The organism is Rhizobium sp. LC145 (genome assembly GCF_001005825.1).
Classification (GTDB): Bacteria; Pseudomonadota; Alphaproteobacteria; order Rhizobiales; family Rhizobiaceae; genus Neorhizobium.
Genome location: NZ_LBHV01000005.1, coordinates 45619 through 59505 on the forward strand (window position 1 = coordinate 45619; position 13887 = coordinate 59505).

A 13887-nucleotide genomic window follows, 5' to 3' on the forward strand; every position below is an offset into this window, starting at 1 on the left:
ACCGATCCAGCTCCTTAATTTTTTCCGCCTGCACTTCGGATATTGGCGCAAAAAGAAACCCCGCCAGCAGATGACGGGGTTTTCCTTACGCAGTCCCAGGACAGCTCGCCGCAGACAGTTGCCCACAGCGTGTTAGCGTCATGCTCCAAGCGGCTCGGTCGCCTGGATGAGCCATTCGCGAACGGCCTCGTTCTCGATCAGCGGCAACAGCTTTTCGCGCGTCTGGGCGTGATAGTCATCGAACCAGGAAAGCTCCTCGTCGGTCAGCAGTTCCGGCAGCACGAGGCGCCGGTCGATCGGGCACCAGGTCAGCGTCTCGAAGGAGCGCATCGGCTGGTCGCCGCCCTCGATCTCCTCCGTTTCACGTACATAGACGAGGTTTTCGATCCGGATGCCGTAGGCGCCCGGACGATAATAGCCCGGCTCGTTGGAAAGAATCATGCCGGGCAGCAGTTCCTGCGTGGAAAGCCGCGAAATGCGCTGCGGCCCCTCGTGGACGGAAAGATAGGAGCCCACCCCGTGGCCGGTTCCGTGTGCAAAATCGCCACCCGCCTTCCAGAGCGCGATGCGGGCAAGCGGATCGAGATCGCAGCCTCGCGTACCCTTCGGGAAGCGTGCCGTGCTTATGGCGATCATGCCCTTCAGAACCAGGGTGAAGAAGCGTTTGCGCTCGGGCGGCACCGCGCCGATCGCCACGGTGCGCGTGATGTCGGTGGTGCCGTTGATATATTGGGCGCCCGAATCGATGAGGAAAAGCTCGCCGGCATTGATCAGCCGGTCCGTCTCCGTCGTTACCCGATAATGCATGATGGCGGCATGCTCGCCGGCGCCGGAAATCGTATCGAAGGAAATGTCGCGCAGCGGGTTCTGCATGCTCTGACCGACGCGCACGCGCGTGGCCTCCAGCGCCTTCACCGCCTGGATTTCCGTCACCTTTCCGGGCTGCTGCTGGTCGAGCCAGCAGAGGAATTCGACCATGGCGGCACCATCCTGCAGATGCGCCTGGCTCGATCCCTCGAGCTCCGTCTTGTTCTTGCAGGCTCGCGCCAGCTTGGCGGGATCGCTCGTCTCAATGACTTCGCCGCCGGCCGATTTGATTGCCGTGATCAGCGCAAACGGTGCGAGATCGGGATCGACCATTATCCGACCGCCATCCGCCGCGACGCGAGAAAGCCGCGCGGCAAACTCCTCCGGCTGGCGCTGCACCGCGAGCTGAGCCAGATAGGCGGCGCTCTCGATGCCCGTTTTCAGCTGGTCGAGGAAGATTTCCGGCTTGCCTTCCGCCGGAATGATGGCGCGCGACAAGGGGTGAGGCGTGTGCGGCACGTCATCGCCACGGATATTGAATATCCAAGCCACAGACGAGGGATCGGTGATCAGAACGGCCGAAGCCTCCTTCTCCCTCACCAGCGAGACGATTTCGGCGATCTTGTCCTTGGCGAGCTTGCCCGCATGCTCTTCCTTCTGGATAGCGACCGGGCCAAGCGGTTCGGCCGGACGATCGCTCCAGAGCTGGTCGACCGGATTGGCGGGAAGGAGGACGAGCGAGCCGCCGATCCCGACCAGCGCCTTTTCCAGCTTGCGCACCTCGGCCGGCGAATGCAGCCAGGGATCGATACCGAGCCGGAAACCCTTCGCGGCGTTCTTCGGCAGCCAGATATGCGGTGGCTCGTTGACGAGGTCGCCGCCGGTGAAGACCGTTCCGTCCACCTGCTCGGCAAGCTGGGTCACGTAACGTCCATCGACGAAGACGATCGCCTGGCTATGGGTGATCAGCGCCACGCCGGCCGAACCTGTAAAGCCGGTGAGCCACGAGAGCCGCTCGGCCGAGGCCGGTACGTATTCGCCCTGATATTCGTCGGCGCGCGGCACGAGGAAACCATCGATGCCGAGATCGGCAAACCGCCCACGCAAAGCCGTGACCCGTTCGCGGCCGAATTGCGGGGAGGATTTCGTTTCGAAAGACTGGAACATGGCTTTATCCGAAAAGAGATGACGATTCCGCAGGAGGGATGATCCTCACGTTAGCCTATTTCCCGGCCCGGAGGCCAGCCGCCTGAAATGCCGCCGGTTTGTGCAAGTGCTAACAACAGGTGATGCGTTGATCGGCAGCCTATGCGCTGAATGCATAACACCTTTGATATCAGCCCCCTCACTGAGCGCCTCGGAAACTCATATATTCACATCATCGAACGGGCGCCGAACAAGGCCCGTCATCAAAGGAACAACCCGATGGCCAACTCTTTCTTCCGCAATGCCTTCCAGCGCGTTGTCGAGGCACGTGAACGTCAGGCCAGCCGCTACGTCAACGGCGCTCTTCTCAGCCTCGACGACGAGACGTTGAAGGGCCTCGGCACCAGCCGTGAAGAACTGCGCCGCAAGGGCGTATCCAGCTACGTGTTCTGATCTCCTCCCCGGAAAGAAGCTCTCCTCCCAACCTCTTTCCGACGTCAGAATACGAGAGCCCGCTTGAGCGTCTCCTCCCTGGCTCGCGGGCACCGATCAGTCCAGAACTGGTCGCAAGGCGGTACCTTCGGGTGCCGCCTTTTTTCTTCTCGGAAGTCCATCGATATGCATCGTTCGCAATGCTGCATTGCGAAACGGTATCCGATCAGCCGTGACGCAGATGGATAGTCACCCAGCCGTTGCGCCAGATAGTCCTCACATGGCGAAGCCGGACGCCGTTATAGGCGGCGAGCACCTTCCAGCGCTGCCCTGCCAGGATGCCGGAAAGAATTACAGAACCGCCGGGCGCCAGATGCGAGGCAAGCTGCGGCGCCATCTTCATCAGCGGGCGCGCCAGGATATTGGCGATAATGAGGTCGAACGGACCTTCGCGGCGGAAGGCCGGGGAATGAAAGCCCGCCGCGGTTTCGAGCCGAAGACCGCTGGCGATACCGTTCCGCCGGACATTCTCGCGCGCGACGCGCACCGCCAGGGGATCTATGTCGGTCGCGAGAATCGGTATGTCCCTGATCTTTCTCAGCGCGATCGCCAGAACGCCACTGCCGGTGCCGAGGTCGAGCGCGTTGCGCACCTTGCGCCCGCGCACCACCTCCTCGATCATTTCCAGGCATCCGGCCGTCGTGCCGTGGTGGCCGGTGCCGAAAGCCTGGCCCGCATCGATCTCGATGGAAATATCGTTCGGCGCGACCTTGTCCCGATCATGAGACCCGTGGACGAGGAAGCGCCCTGCCCTTACGGGCTTCAACCCCTCCAGCGACCTGGCGATCCAGTCGACATCGGGGATGACCTCGCGTTCGATCGCCACATCCGGGAAGGCAGGCTGAAGGCCTTCGGCCATACGCCCGCGTACGATTTCCTCCTCGTCTGCCATCAGGTAGACGGAGGCTTCCCATATATCCTTCTTCTCATCCACCTCGGTGGTGGCGATCGCATAGTCTTCCTCGCCGAACACGCCGGAAAGAATATCGAGGATTTCGGCCGCGCCCTTTTCGGTGGCGGTGACGTACAGGCGGATTTCGCTCAAGGAGGTGGTCTTTCTTTATTCGGGCACGCCGGAGCATTGCCACAGAACCCCGCCCGCCTTCAAGATCAACCCTTGATCAGGTTCTCGAGCTTCTTGACCGCAATCTCGGAATTTTCCCCGTATGCGATAGTGCCGGCGAAACGCCCGCCTCCATCCAGCAAGAAAACGGAAGCCGTGTGGTCCATGGTGTAGTCGCCATTGGGCTCTTTCTCGTCCACCGGCACCTTCTTGGCATAGACCTTGAAGCCTTTGACCATCTCGGCGACCTTTTCCGGCGGACCGGAAATGCCGGTGACCCGATCGGTGACGTTGGAAATGTATTGTCCGAGAATTTCCGGCGTATCCCGTTCCGGATCGACGCTGACGAAATAGCCCTGCAAACGGGTGCCATCCGGATCGACCTGCCTCATCCAGCCGTTAAGCTCGAAGAGCGTCGTCGGGCAAACTTCCGGACAATGCGTGAAGCCGAAAAAGAGCGCTGTCGGCTTGCCGCGAAACGCCTCTTCCGAAATCGGCTGTCCGTTCTGTGCCACAAGCTGGAACGGAACGCCGAACGGCGCCTCCGTCAATTGCTCCTTCGAGCGCGTCACCTCCAGGGTGAGCCAAGCGAGCACGCCCGCAAGCACGACGACAGCAGCCCAGAGGATCATGCGGAAGGTTTTCATGCCGTTTCTCTCGAAATCCTGCAACAGGAGATATCAAAGACAGTTCGCAGAGCGATACTCTCCGGCCGGCGAAGGCGCAAATCAATAAGACGCCTTCATATGGAACGCGCCAATTTGTCCCAGCGGCCTACATGCACCAGGAAAGCCCGCTTTCGGCAAGCGTCAGGAAAATGGAGGAACCGTGCTGAATCCAGCCGTAGAAAACAGCGCTGGACAGACCGAGGAACAGAGCAGCCCCCAGAAGGAAGAGCGGCAGGCGCGATTGGGATGTCAGTTCCTGTTCCATGAAACCATTCTAACCCTACGCAACGGGTGAGAAAAGCCCGGAAACGCAACGTCGATTAGCACAAGATTAATCTCTCTCTGAGAGCCTGTTTTCACGAAGTGGTTCGCGGGGTTGGCAGCATATTCTTCGGACATGGCCGCGATGCTGCGGTCGGGCGGCCCATGTTAAGCCGCTTTCCGTGCCCTCCCCACCAGGCCTCATGAAAAGGCCGGATGAACCTTCTCCAACATTCGTGTCTGGCTGCAAACGCGGAATCCCTGGCGGGTGTCGCGCAAGGCGCGCAGCGGTTGCCGGCAAAGACATGCGTATAGACAAAGACAACGGGAAGAGTTTTGACATGAGCAACGCCATCAAACAGTCCGGAGCCCACCTCGAGATCGTCTCCTTCCATCTCGGCGATCAGGAATTCTGCATCGACATCATGGCGATCCGCGAAATCCGCGGCTGGGCGCCCGTAACCCCGATGCCCCATACGCCTTCCTATGTGCTCGGCCTCATCAACCTGCGCGGCGCGGTGATCCCGGTCATCGACATGGCCTGCCGGCTCGGCATGAAGATGACCGAGCCCTCCGAGCGCTCCGCCATCATCGTCACCGACATCGCAGGAAAGCTGGTCGGACTGCTCGTCGAGCAGGTTTCCGACATGATGACGATCCGTAGCGAAGACCTGCAGCCGGCGCCGGAAATCATCCCCGAAGCGCAGCGCGCCTTCTGCCGCGGTATCGTGGCTCTCGAAAAGACGATGGTCTGCTTCCTCAATCTCGACACGGTCATCGCCGACGAACTGACCCGCGAAGCCGCCTGATTTTGCACCGCACAATATACATCACAACCTTCCGTCACACGCACACGTGGCGGAAGGTTAAATTATTGTAATCATTGCTCATTTGTAATCTTCTACAAGGAACTCAAAGCACGCTGCCGAGTTCTCCCGTCGCAAAACGCCCAACCGAACCGCTCAAAACTCTTCGGCTGGTTACGAAGATAGGAGAATGACCATGAAAAAGGCTTTTGCTCTTGCAGTCCTGCTGTCGGCCGCTTCGATCGGTGGCGCCTATGCGCGTGATATGGGCAGCGCCGCCGCCATGCCCGCCAACCATGTCAGCATCGTCTATACCAATCCCGAACAGGACGACAGCGCACGCATATTGGACGTACCCGATACCTTTATCCATCCCACCCGGGCTATGACCCAGGCAGCCCAGAGCGAAATCAGGAGCGACCGGGCGCTCCATGCTGAACTCGTCGATCATAACGTCCAGCTCAACAATGTCGTGGCGATCGACACGGCAGCAAATGGCGGCAAGATCGTCTACGTCCGCTGATCCGACCTTTCCGAACTTTTTCAAACAGGCCCGCATCGTCGGGCCTGTTTTCATGTCGGCCCCGTGAATTGACACCGGACACGCCCCATGGCTGTATCCGGCAACATGTCGCAACATTCGGGCTACGCTTTGGGAGGAGCGCTGGGGTGAGCGAAGCAGCCGATGCCATCATCGTGGGCGCGGGCCTTTCCGGGCTCGTCGCCGCAACCGAGCTCGTCGATGCCGGCCGCTCGGTCGTCATTCTCGATCAGGAACCGGAGCAAAACCTCGGCGGACAGGCATTCTGGTCGCTTGGCGGGCTCTTTCTGGTCGATTCGCCCGAACAGCGTCGCATGCGTATCCGCGACTCGTTCGATCTCGCATGGCAGGATTGGCTCGGCACGGCCGGTTTCGACCGGCCCGAGGACTATTGGCCGCGCGCCTGGGCGGAGGCTTACGTCGCCTTTGCGGCCGGCGAGAAGCGCGCCTGGCTGCGGCAGATGGGGCACCGCCTGTTTCCCGTGGTCGGCTGGGCGGAACGTGGCGGCTGGTCGGCCACGTCCCATGGCAATTCCGTGCCGCGCTTCCACATCACCTGGGGCACCGGCCCCGGCGTGGTCGAGCCATTCGAGAAGCGAGCCCGCGAAGCTGAGAGGGCTGGAAAGATCCGGTTCCTGTGGCGACACCGGGTCGATCGGCTTCTGGTGGAAGCAGGACAGGTAACCGGAGTTTCCGGCGCGCTGCTGGAGCCGAGCACCGCATTGCGAGGCGCGGAAAGCTCGAGAGTTGCCGTCGGGGATTTCGAACTCCGCGCCCAGGTGGTGATCGTCGCTTCGGGCGGCATCGGTGGCGACCAGGAGCTTGTCCGCGCCAACTGGCCGAAACGGCTCGGGCTACCGCCCGCGAACATGGTTTCCGGCGTGCCGAAGCATGTCGACGGCCGGATGATCGGCATTACGGAAGCAGCCGGGGGCCGCGTCATCAATCGCGACCGCATGTGGCACTATGTCGAGGGACTGAGAAACTGGAATCCCGTCTGGGAACGGCATGGCATCCGCATCCTGCCCGGCCCCTCCTCCATGTGGTTCGATGCGTCGGGCAGGCGCCTGCCCGCGCCCTTCTTCCCCGGCTATGACACGCTCGGCACGCTGCAGCACCTCATGGCGACCGGCAATGATTATAGCTGGTTCGTGCTGAACCAGAGCATCATCCGCAAGGAGTTCGCGCTTTCCGGCTCGGAGCAGAACCCGGATCTCACCGGCCGCGATTGGCGGCTTACCGCAAGGCGCGCGGTCGGCAGGCGCGCCACCGGCCCGGTGGAGGCTTTCAAGGAGCATGGCGAGGACTTCGTCATCGCCGATACGCTCGCCGAACTCGTCGCCGGCATGAACCGGCTTGTCGGCAACGACCTTTTGAAGCTTGCCGATATCGAGCGGGAAATCATCGCGCGGGACCGGGAGATCGCAAATCCCTTCAGCAAGGATGCGCAGGTGATGGGCATTCACAATGCGCGCCGCTCGCTCGGCGAAAAGCTGGTACGGACGGCAAAGCCGCATCGGATACTCGATCCCGCCCATGGACCATTGATCGCAGTGCGCCTCAACATCCTGACGCGCAAGACACTCGGCGGGCTGGAGACCGACCTCTCCGGCCGGGTTTTCGGTCACGATGGGAAGGTCATTCCCGGCCTCTATGCAGTGGGCGAGGCCGCGGGCTTCGGCGGCGGCGGCGTGCACGGTTATCGGGCGCTTGAAGGCACTTTCCTTGGCGGCTGCCTGTTCTCCGGCCGCAATGCCGGCAGGGCCGCGGCAAGCGCCATTCTCTGATCAGGGCTTGCCCTTCGTCCAGTTCACCTGCTGACCGTAGAGCGGGACCGTCGAGATCGCCATTTTGGCCGAGCCTTCAATGATCTGCCGCGAATGGGCGAGGTAGATCAGCGTGTCGTTCGCCTTGTCGTAGATGCGCTTCACCAGAAGATCCTTCCAGATCAGCGAACGGCCCTGGCGGAAGACTTCCTCGCCGCTCTTGGAAAGGTCGATATCGCCGATCTCCACTGGGCCGGTCTGGCGGCAGGAGATGGAACTGTTGGACGGGTCCTCGAACCAGTTGCCCTGTTTCAGGCGATCGATGATGGAGCGGTCGAAATAGGTGACATGGCAGGTCACGCCCTTCACTTGCGGATCGGCGACCGCCTCGACGATGATGTCGTTGCCGATCCAGTCCACGCCCACCTCGCCAACCACCTGAGCGGAGGCGGAAGCCGCGGAAAGCCCGGCGGCAAGGAAGGCCATGGCGGCCATAAAACGAAGTGCGGTCATGACAGGCTCCGATAAACGATCCGTGATCTCAGATAATGTCCGCCGAGACGGATGCAAGCAACAGCCGCGCTACTTCCGGACGGTACAGGGAGCGTAACCATCCGAAAACAGTCTGCCGACCTTCATGCCGATCATCGCCGGAACATCCCGCACATGGGAAGCCGCGACGGATTTCGCGATGGCAATTGCCGCCTCGGCGCAGATCGCGGCGTCCTCCGCAGCGTTGTGGTGCTTGAAGCGCAGGCCAAGATGATCCGCCAGAACATTGAGCTTGTGTGAGCCGAGATGCGGCCAGACCTTCTGGGCCATCTTGACGCTGCAGAGATAGGAAAGTTGCGGATAGCTTTGCCGGTAGGCATCGAGACAGGCACGCCAGACGCTGAAATCGAAGGCTGCGTTGTGTGCGATCATAGTGGCGTCGCGGAAGTCGTCGGCGAACTCGTCCATGACTTCCGGGAATTCGCCCGCGTCTTCGACATGCTCCGGCCGTATGCCATGGATGGCTATGTTGAAGGAGGAGAAACGCATGTCCCTGGGGCGGATGAGACGCTCCTCGACCCGCACGACCGCATTGTCCTCGATCCATGCCAAACCGACGGAACAGGCGCTGCCGCGCTGCTCGTTGGCTGTCTCGAAATCTATGGCAATGGTCTTCAAGGAACGTCCCGTCGAATATCGGTCCTTGTCTACAGAACCGGGATCGATTCGGCAAAGAGCGGTTTTCGACCTCCTTGACGCTCCGCCTCGCCTCTGGCCTTATGGCACCATGACCAGCTTCGCCGTCCACATGCATCTTACCATGACCATTCACCCTGCAGGGTGCGTGGCGGTTTTGGCGCGTTAGCCGGTCACCCGTCCACCAACCCTGCCGAGGCCGGCAGGGTTTACCGCTCTGCTTCGGCAAATCCCAAGGAGAGCAAGATGAGTGACAAACCACCCTCTTTACCCTTCGTCATCCGTGCCGCGCGGATTTCCGATATCGAGCAAATCACGGAGCTGCTGAACCTGCCCGGCTTTCGCCATGGGACGCTGCGGCTGCCGTATCAAACTGTAGAAACGACCCGCAAACGATTCGAAGCTGCCAATCCTCGGACCGTAAGCCTTGTTGCGGAACTGGACGGCCGGATCGTCGGAGACGCCGGGCTGATGCCCTATGAGGGACGCCGCAGCCACGCAGCGTCGGTGGGCATGGGCGTCCACGACGATTTCTGCGGTCGCGGCATCGGCAGCGCGCTTCTTTCGGCATTGTTGGAGACAGCCGACAACTGGCTGAACCTTCGCCGGGTCGAGCTGACGGTTTTCACGGATAACGAACCCGCAATCCGGCTCTACGAACGCTTGGGCTTCGTCAAGGAAGGTCAGTTTGCCGACTTCGCCTTCCGAGACGGACGCTATGTGGATGCCTACAGCATGGCGCGCATCAGACGCTGAGCCTCACCCGCCGATGAAGACCAGCCATTCGTCCTCGTCCATCACCTGCACGCCGAGCTCCCTCGCCTTGTCGAGCTTGGAGCCGGCGCCAGGGCCTGCCACGACATAATCGGTTTTCTTGGAGACCGATCCAGCCACCTTGGCACCCAGGCTTTCCGCGCGGGCCTTGGCCTCTTCGCGGGTGAATTTTTCGAGCGAGCCGGTGAACACCACGGTCTTGCCCGCGACCGGGCTGCCGCTTGCCGAAATCTGCTCGGCGGCCTGAGGCGTCACTTCCTCCAAAAGCCGTGAAATGACCTCGACATTGCGCGGCTCCTTGAAGAACTCGACGAGCGCCCGAGCGACCACCTCGCCGATCCCTTCGATATTGTTGAGGTCTTCCCATGCGTCGCCGGAGAAGTCGGCCGCTTCTTTCATCGCCGCTTCGAAAGCCTCGTAAGTGCCGTAAGCGCGAGCAAGCAGTTTCGCGTTGGTCTCGCCGATATGGCGGATGCCGAGCGCATAGATGAAGCGGTGGAGCGTGATGTTCCGCCGCTCGTCGATGGCACCGAACAGTTTCTTGACGCTCACCTTACCGAAGCCTTCGATATTCTCGAGCTTCGTCAGCTCCGATGCCTCCTGCCGCTTCTTCAGCGTGAATATCTCAGGCGCGGTCTTGATCGAAAGCGCCGGATCGGACGATTCGAAGAAGAAATCGATCTGCTTGGCGCCGAGCCCTTCGATATCGAAGGCGTTGCGCGAGACGAAATGCTTCAGGTGCTCGACGGCCTGCGCGCGGCAGACGAAGCCACCGGTGCAACGGGTAACCGAATCGAGCTTGCCGGTCTTCTCGTTCTTCTCCCGCACAGCATGGCTGCCGCAAACGGGGCACTTCTTCGGAAATTCGTAAGGGACGGCATCGGCCGGGCGCTTCTCCATCACCACGTCGAGCACCTGAGGAATGACATCCCCTGCCCGCTGCACGATCACCGTGTCGCCGATGCGGATGTCATGCTCGTCGTCACGGATGCGCTCGCCGGAATTGCCGATGCCCCTGATGTAATCCTCGTTGTGCAGCGTCGCATTGGTGACGACCACGCCGCCTACGGTCACCGGCGTCAGGCGCGCGACCGGCGTCAGGGCCCCGGTGCGGCCGACCTGGATGTCGATCTTCTCGACATGGGTGAACGCCTGCTCGGCCGGGAATTTATGCGCCGTCGCCCAGCGGGGCGAGCGTGAACGGAAGCCGAGCCGAGCCTGCAGGTCGAGCCGGTCGACCTTGTAGACGACGCCGTCGATCTCGTAGTCGAGATCGGGGCGTTTCAGCCCGATCTCGTTATAGTGGGCGATGATGTCATCGACCTTGTTCAACCGCTTCATCAGCGGGTTGACCGGGAAACCCCATTCCTCGAATTTCTCTACCATCCCCATCTGGGTATCGGCGGGCATCTCGGACATCTCACCCCAAGTGTAGGCGAAGAATTTCAGATTACGGCTGGCCGTAACCTTGGCGTCGAGCTGGCGCAGGGAACCAGCCGCGGTATTGCGCGGGTTCACATAGGTCTGCCTGCCTTCCGCTTCCATCTGAGCGTTGAGCGCCAGGAAGTCGCTCTTGCGCATATAGACCTCGCCGCGCACCTCGACGACATCCGGAGCGCCGGCAGGAAGCCGGTTCGGAATTTCCTTGATAGTCTTGACGTTCTCGGTGACGTTCTCGCCGGTAGTCCCGTCGCCGCGTGTCGCGGCATTCACGAGCCGGCCCTGCTCGTAGCGGATCGACATGGAAAGCCCATCGATCTTCGGCTCCGCGGTAAAGGCTATCGAACCGTCCGGGAGCTGACCGAGGAAGCGATAGACCGACGAGACGAAATCCCGCACATCCTCGTCCGAAAAGGTATTGTCCAGCGAAAGCATCGGCCGCGAATGCGTGATCGGCGCGAAGGTCGGCAAGGGCGCAGCACCCACTCGGATCGACGGACTGTCGGCGCGAATCAGGTGCGGAAAGCGCTTCTCGATCGCATCATTGCGCCGCTTCAGCGCATCATATTCCGCATCCGAAATCTCCGGCGCGTCGTTCCCGTGATAGAGCTCGTCATTTCGGGCGATCTCGGCGGCGAGGAAAGCCAGCTCCGCGGCTGCCTGTTCCTCTGTCAGGTTCTCGACGGGCGTTTGTTGGGCGGACATGCGAGCGACTCCTTCATAGAGGAGTCGCTTTTAGAGCAAATTGGAAAGATGGAAAATCCGGCCGTTCGTCAGTAACGGTCGATCAGCGGGCAGCCGGGCGCGTTGGCGAAGACGAGCCTGACATTTTCCTGGGTCTCGTAGTCGTAACCATCGACCATGACCCGACGCCTGCCTTCCCGGGCGATCTGCGCGTCGGAAATACCCATGCGTCTGGCAGTGCGCAACGCGCGGCGCGGGCTGCACCCCTCGTAGGCCATTTCGCGATCTTCGTAGCGGGGCCGAGGAGCCGGCCGGTATTCACGATAGTCATAGGCCGGCGGCTGGTCACCGAAGTAGAATTCCACTCCCTGTGCAGCAGCCTGCGATGGCAGCCCTATGCCTGCGGCAGCAAGCGATGCGATGCTGAAGATCATTGTGGTGCAGATTCTGGCCATGGCCATCTCCGTAAGCGAATAAGACGAGGTGCCGAACATAGGCAGGCGAACATGAACCGTGGCAAAACGGCCAGTTCATGTTCGTCTTCGAAGAATCGGAAAAAAATCAGACGCTGCCCGCCAGAAGCCGCTTGGCCGCCGCCCTCGCCTCCTCGGTGACGGAAGCGCCGGCGAGCATTCGGGCAATCTCTTCGGTGCGGTGCTCCGGCTCCATGGTCGCCACACGGGTGGCGATCTTCTCCGAGCCGTCCATTACCGGGCCCTTGGAAATCAGGAGATGCGTGGCGGCACGCGCCGCCACCTGCGGCGCGTGGGTCACGGAAAGCACCTGCACCTTGTCGGAAAGGCGCTTCAGCCGCTGACCGATCGCATCCGCGACGGCCCCGCCTACTCCGGTATCGATTTCGTCGAAAACAAGCGTCGGAGCCGAGCCGCGATCGGCAAGCGCCACCTTGAGCGCCAGCAGGAAGCGGGAGAGTTCGCCGCCTGAAGCCACCTTCATGATCGGGCCTGGGCGCGTGCCTGGGTTTGTCTGAACGTGGAACTCGACGGTGTCTATGCCCTCGGCCGCAGCGGCCTCCGGATCGCTCGTGACCTCCACCATGAACCGCGCCCGCTCGAGCTTGAGAGCCGGCAGCTCCGCCATCACCGATTCGGCAAGCGCATCTGCGCCATGGCGACGTTTCTGCGAAAGTGCGACGGCGGCCCGGTCATAATTCGCCTTGGCGGCGGCGGCCAGCTTTTCAAGTTCGCCAAGCTTTTCCTCGCCCGCATCGAGATCGGCGAGATCGGCAACCATCTTCTCCGCCAGCGCTGGCAGGTCAGCCACCGCGACCGAATATTTGCGTCCGGCGGCGCGTAGAGCAAAAAGGCGTTCCTCCACCCGTTCCAGTTCGCGCGGATCGAATTCTGTTTTTCGAAGCGCCGCCTCGACTTCCATCTGCGCGTTCGAAAGCTGGTTCAGCGCCGCGTCGAGAAGTTCGACCGTTTCTTCGAGCAGGCCCGGCGCCTCGTGGCTCTTGCGCTCCAGACGGCGCACCATGGAGGCGATGAGCGGAACGGGAGATGCGTTGCCGTTCAGGAATTCGGATGCCTCGGAAATGTCGCCGGCGATGCGCTCTGCCTTCTGCATGCGCGAGCGCTGCTCGGCCAACTCATCCTCTTCGCCGTCACGGGGGCTCAGTGCTTCCAGCTCCTCGACGGATGCACGCAGATAGTCCGCCTCGCGGGCGGCGGCCTCCACCTTGGCGCGGTGCACCTTGAAGGCTCTTTCCGCATCTTTCCAGGAACGATAGAGGCCCGAAACATGCTGGGCATCTTCACCGAGCCCGGCAAAGGCATCGAGCAAGGTCCGATGAGCATCGGTGTCGATCAGCGCCCGGTCGTCGTGCTGGCCGTGGATTTCCACAAGCGACTGCCCAGCCTGGCGCATGAGCTGCACGCTCACCGGCTGGTCATTGACCGAAGCGCGCGTGCGCCCATCGGCCGACTGGACGCGCCGGAAGATCAAGTCGCCGTCGTCGTCGATGCCGTTCTCCCGCAGAAGCAGCCGTGCGGCATGGCCCGGCGGAACGTCGAAGACCGCCGTCACCTGCCCCTTCTCCTCCCCGTGGCGAACGAGGCCGCCATCGCCGCGCCCGCCGAGGGCAAGCGAAAGACTGTCGAGAAGAATGGATTTGCCGGCGCCCGTTTCGCCGGTCAGTACCGAAAGGCCGGATTCGAAGGCAAGATCCAGCCGCTCGATCAGAACGATATCCCGGATCGACAACTGGATCAGCATGTTTCCTCGATCTTGG

The 13887-nt window shown here is 61.6% G+C and carries 14 protein-coding genes; 5 read left to right on the top strand and 9 right to left on the bottom strand.

Annotated features, from left to right (window positions below; translation table 11 throughout):
* Positions 1–138: 138 nt before the first annotated feature.
* Positions 139–1974 carry an aminopeptidase P family protein gene (locus YH62_RS15710; RefSeq protein WP_046795199.1) on the bottom strand — a complete coding sequence of 612 codons (1836 nt, stop codon included), beginning with the start codon at positions 1972–1974 and terminating at the stop codon, positions 139–141.
* 258 nt (positions 1975–2232) lie between these two features.
* Here YH62_RS15710 and YH62_RS30515 point away from each other — a divergent pair, with 258 nt between their 5' ends.
* Positions 2233–2406, top strand: coding sequence for a hypothetical protein (locus YH62_RS30515; RefSeq protein WP_046795200.1), 174 nt, complete (start codon positions 2233–2235; stop codon positions 2404–2406).
* Positions 2407–2611: 205 nt separating this feature from the next.
* On the opposite strand, the gene YH62_RS15720 is transcribed toward YH62_RS30515, so the two are convergent.
* The 3 genes from YH62_RS15720 to YH62_RS30130 form a co-directional block, all read right to left on the bottom strand.
* Positions 2612–3490: a 50S ribosomal protein L11 methyltransferase gene (locus YH62_RS15720; protein ID WP_046795201.1), complete on the bottom strand. Its 879-nt coding sequence runs from the start codon at positions 3488–3490 to the stop codon at positions 2612–2614.
* 65 nt (positions 3491–3555) lie between these two features.
* Positions 3556–4155 (bottom strand): SCO family protein, encoded by a 600-nt coding sequence (locus YH62_RS15725; protein WP_046795538.1) that lies wholly within the window; start codon positions 4153–4155, stop codon positions 3556–3558.
* A gap of 127 nt (positions 4156–4282) precedes the next feature.
* Positions 4283–4441 (bottom strand): hypothetical protein, encoded by a 159-nt coding sequence (locus tag YH62_RS30130; RefSeq protein ID WP_156176958.1) that lies wholly within the window; start codon positions 4439–4441, stop codon positions 4283–4285.
* A gap of 337 nt (positions 4442–4778) precedes the next feature.
* Between YH62_RS30130 and YH62_RS15730 the strand changes: the two genes are divergently transcribed.
* The 3 genes from YH62_RS15730 (at position 4779) to YH62_RS15740 (ending at position 7571) form a co-directional block, all read left to right on the top strand.
* A complete protein-coding gene (locus YH62_RS15730; RefSeq protein ID WP_046795202.1) occupies positions 4779–5246 on the top strand; it encodes a chemotaxis protein CheW in 468 nt (155 codons plus the stop codon).
* Between the two features lie 193 nt (positions 5247–5439).
* On the top strand, positions 5440–5766 hold the full coding sequence (locus YH62_RS15735) for a hypothetical protein (protein WP_046795203.1): 327 nt from the start codon (positions 5440–5442) through the stop codon (positions 5764–5766).
* A 146-nt stretch (positions 5767–5912) separates the two neighbouring features.
* Entirely contained in the window at positions 5913–7571 is a 1659-nt protein-coding gene (locus tag YH62_RS15740; protein WP_046795204.1) for an FAD-binding dehydrogenase, read from the top strand.
* On the opposite strand, the gene YH62_RS15745 is transcribed toward YH62_RS15740, so the two are convergent.
* Together YH62_RS15745 and YH62_RS15750 are read right to left on the bottom strand one after the other, a co-directional pair.
* Complete coding sequence (locus YH62_RS15745) at positions 7572–8063, bottom strand: CreA family protein (protein WP_046795205.1); 492 nt, start codon at positions 8061–8063, stop codon at positions 7572–7574.
* Positions 8064–8132: 69 nt separating this feature from the next.
* Positions 8133–8720 carry a 3'-5' exonuclease gene (locus tag YH62_RS15750; protein ID WP_046795206.1) on the bottom strand — a complete coding sequence of 196 codons (588 nt, stop codon included), beginning with the start codon at positions 8718–8720 and terminating at the stop codon, positions 8133–8135.
* Positions 8721–8984: 264 nt separating this feature from the next.
* On the opposite strand from YH62_RS15750, the gene YH62_RS15755 reads away from it, so the two are divergent.
* Positions 8985–9494: a GNAT family N-acetyltransferase gene (locus tag YH62_RS15755; RefSeq protein WP_046795207.1), complete on the top strand. Its 510-nt coding sequence runs from the start codon at positions 8985–8987 to the stop codon at positions 9492–9494.
* Between the two features lie 3 nt (positions 9495–9497).
* Here the strand turns inward: YH62_RS15755 and ligA are convergent, their stop codons facing one another.
* The 3 genes from ligA to recN all read right to left on the bottom strand — a co-directional run bounded on the left by ligA (position 9498) and on the right by recN (position 13871).
* Positions 9498–11657, bottom strand: coding sequence for an NAD-dependent DNA ligase LigA (ligA, locus tag YH62_RS15760; protein WP_046795208.1), 2160 nt, complete (start codon positions 11655–11657; stop codon positions 9498–9500).
* 68 nt (positions 11658–11725) lie between these two features.
* Complete coding sequence (locus tag YH62_RS15765; RefSeq protein ID WP_137326501.1) at positions 11726–12091, bottom strand: hypothetical protein; 366 nt, start codon at positions 12089–12091, stop codon at positions 11726–11728.
* A gap of 106 nt (positions 12092–12197) precedes the next feature.
* Positions 12198–13871: a DNA repair protein RecN gene (recN, locus tag YH62_RS15770; protein WP_046795209.1), complete on the bottom strand. Its 1674-nt coding sequence runs from the start codon at positions 13869–13871 to the stop codon at positions 12198–12200.
* Between the last annotated feature and the right edge of the window lie 16 nt (positions 13872–13887).

Excerpts from the sequence above, each read along its gene's own strand:
- recN (WP_046795209.1), bottom strand. The coding sequence starts at position 13,871 with ATGCTGATCCAGTTGTCGATCCGGGATATCGTTCTGATCGAGCGGCTG.
- YH62_RS15725 (WP_046795538.1), bottom strand. The coding sequence starts at position 4,155 with ATGAAAACCTTCCGCATGATCCTCTGGGCTGCTGTCGTCGTGCTTGCG.
- YH62_RS15745 (WP_046795205.1), bottom strand. The coding sequence starts at position 8,063 with ATGACCGCACTTCGTTTTATGGCCGCCATGGCCTTCCTTGCCGCCGGG.
- YH62_RS30515 (WP_046795200.1), top strand. The coding sequence starts at position 2,233 with ATGGCCAACTCTTTCTTCCGCAATGCCTTCCAGCGCGTTGTCGAGGCA.
- YH62_RS15765 (WP_137326501.1), bottom strand. The coding sequence starts at position 12,091 with ATGGCCAGAATCTGCACCACAATGATCTTCAGCATCGCATCGCTTGCT.
- YH62_RS30130 (WP_156176958.1), bottom strand. The coding sequence starts at position 4,441 with ATGGAACAGGAACTGACATCCCAATCGCGCCTGCCGCTCTTCCTTCTG.
- ligA (WP_046795208.1), bottom strand. The coding sequence starts at position 11,657 with ATGTCCGCCCAACAAACGCCCGTCGAGAACCTGACAGAGGAACAGGCA.
- YH62_RS15735 (WP_046795203.1), top strand. The coding sequence starts at position 5,440 with ATGAAAAAGGCTTTTGCTCTTGCAGTCCTGCTGTCGGCCGCTTCGATC.
- YH62_RS15755 (WP_046795207.1), top strand. The coding sequence starts at position 8,985 with ATGAGTGACAAACCACCCTCTTTACCCTTCGTCATCCGTGCCGCGCGG.
- YH62_RS15710 (WP_046795199.1), bottom strand. The coding sequence starts at position 1,974 with ATGTTCCAGTCTTTCGAAACGAAATCCTCCCCGCAATTCGGCCGCGAA.
- YH62_RS15730 (WP_046795202.1), top strand. The coding sequence starts at position 4,779 with ATGAGCAACGCCATCAAACAGTCCGGAGCCCACCTCGAGATCGTCTCC.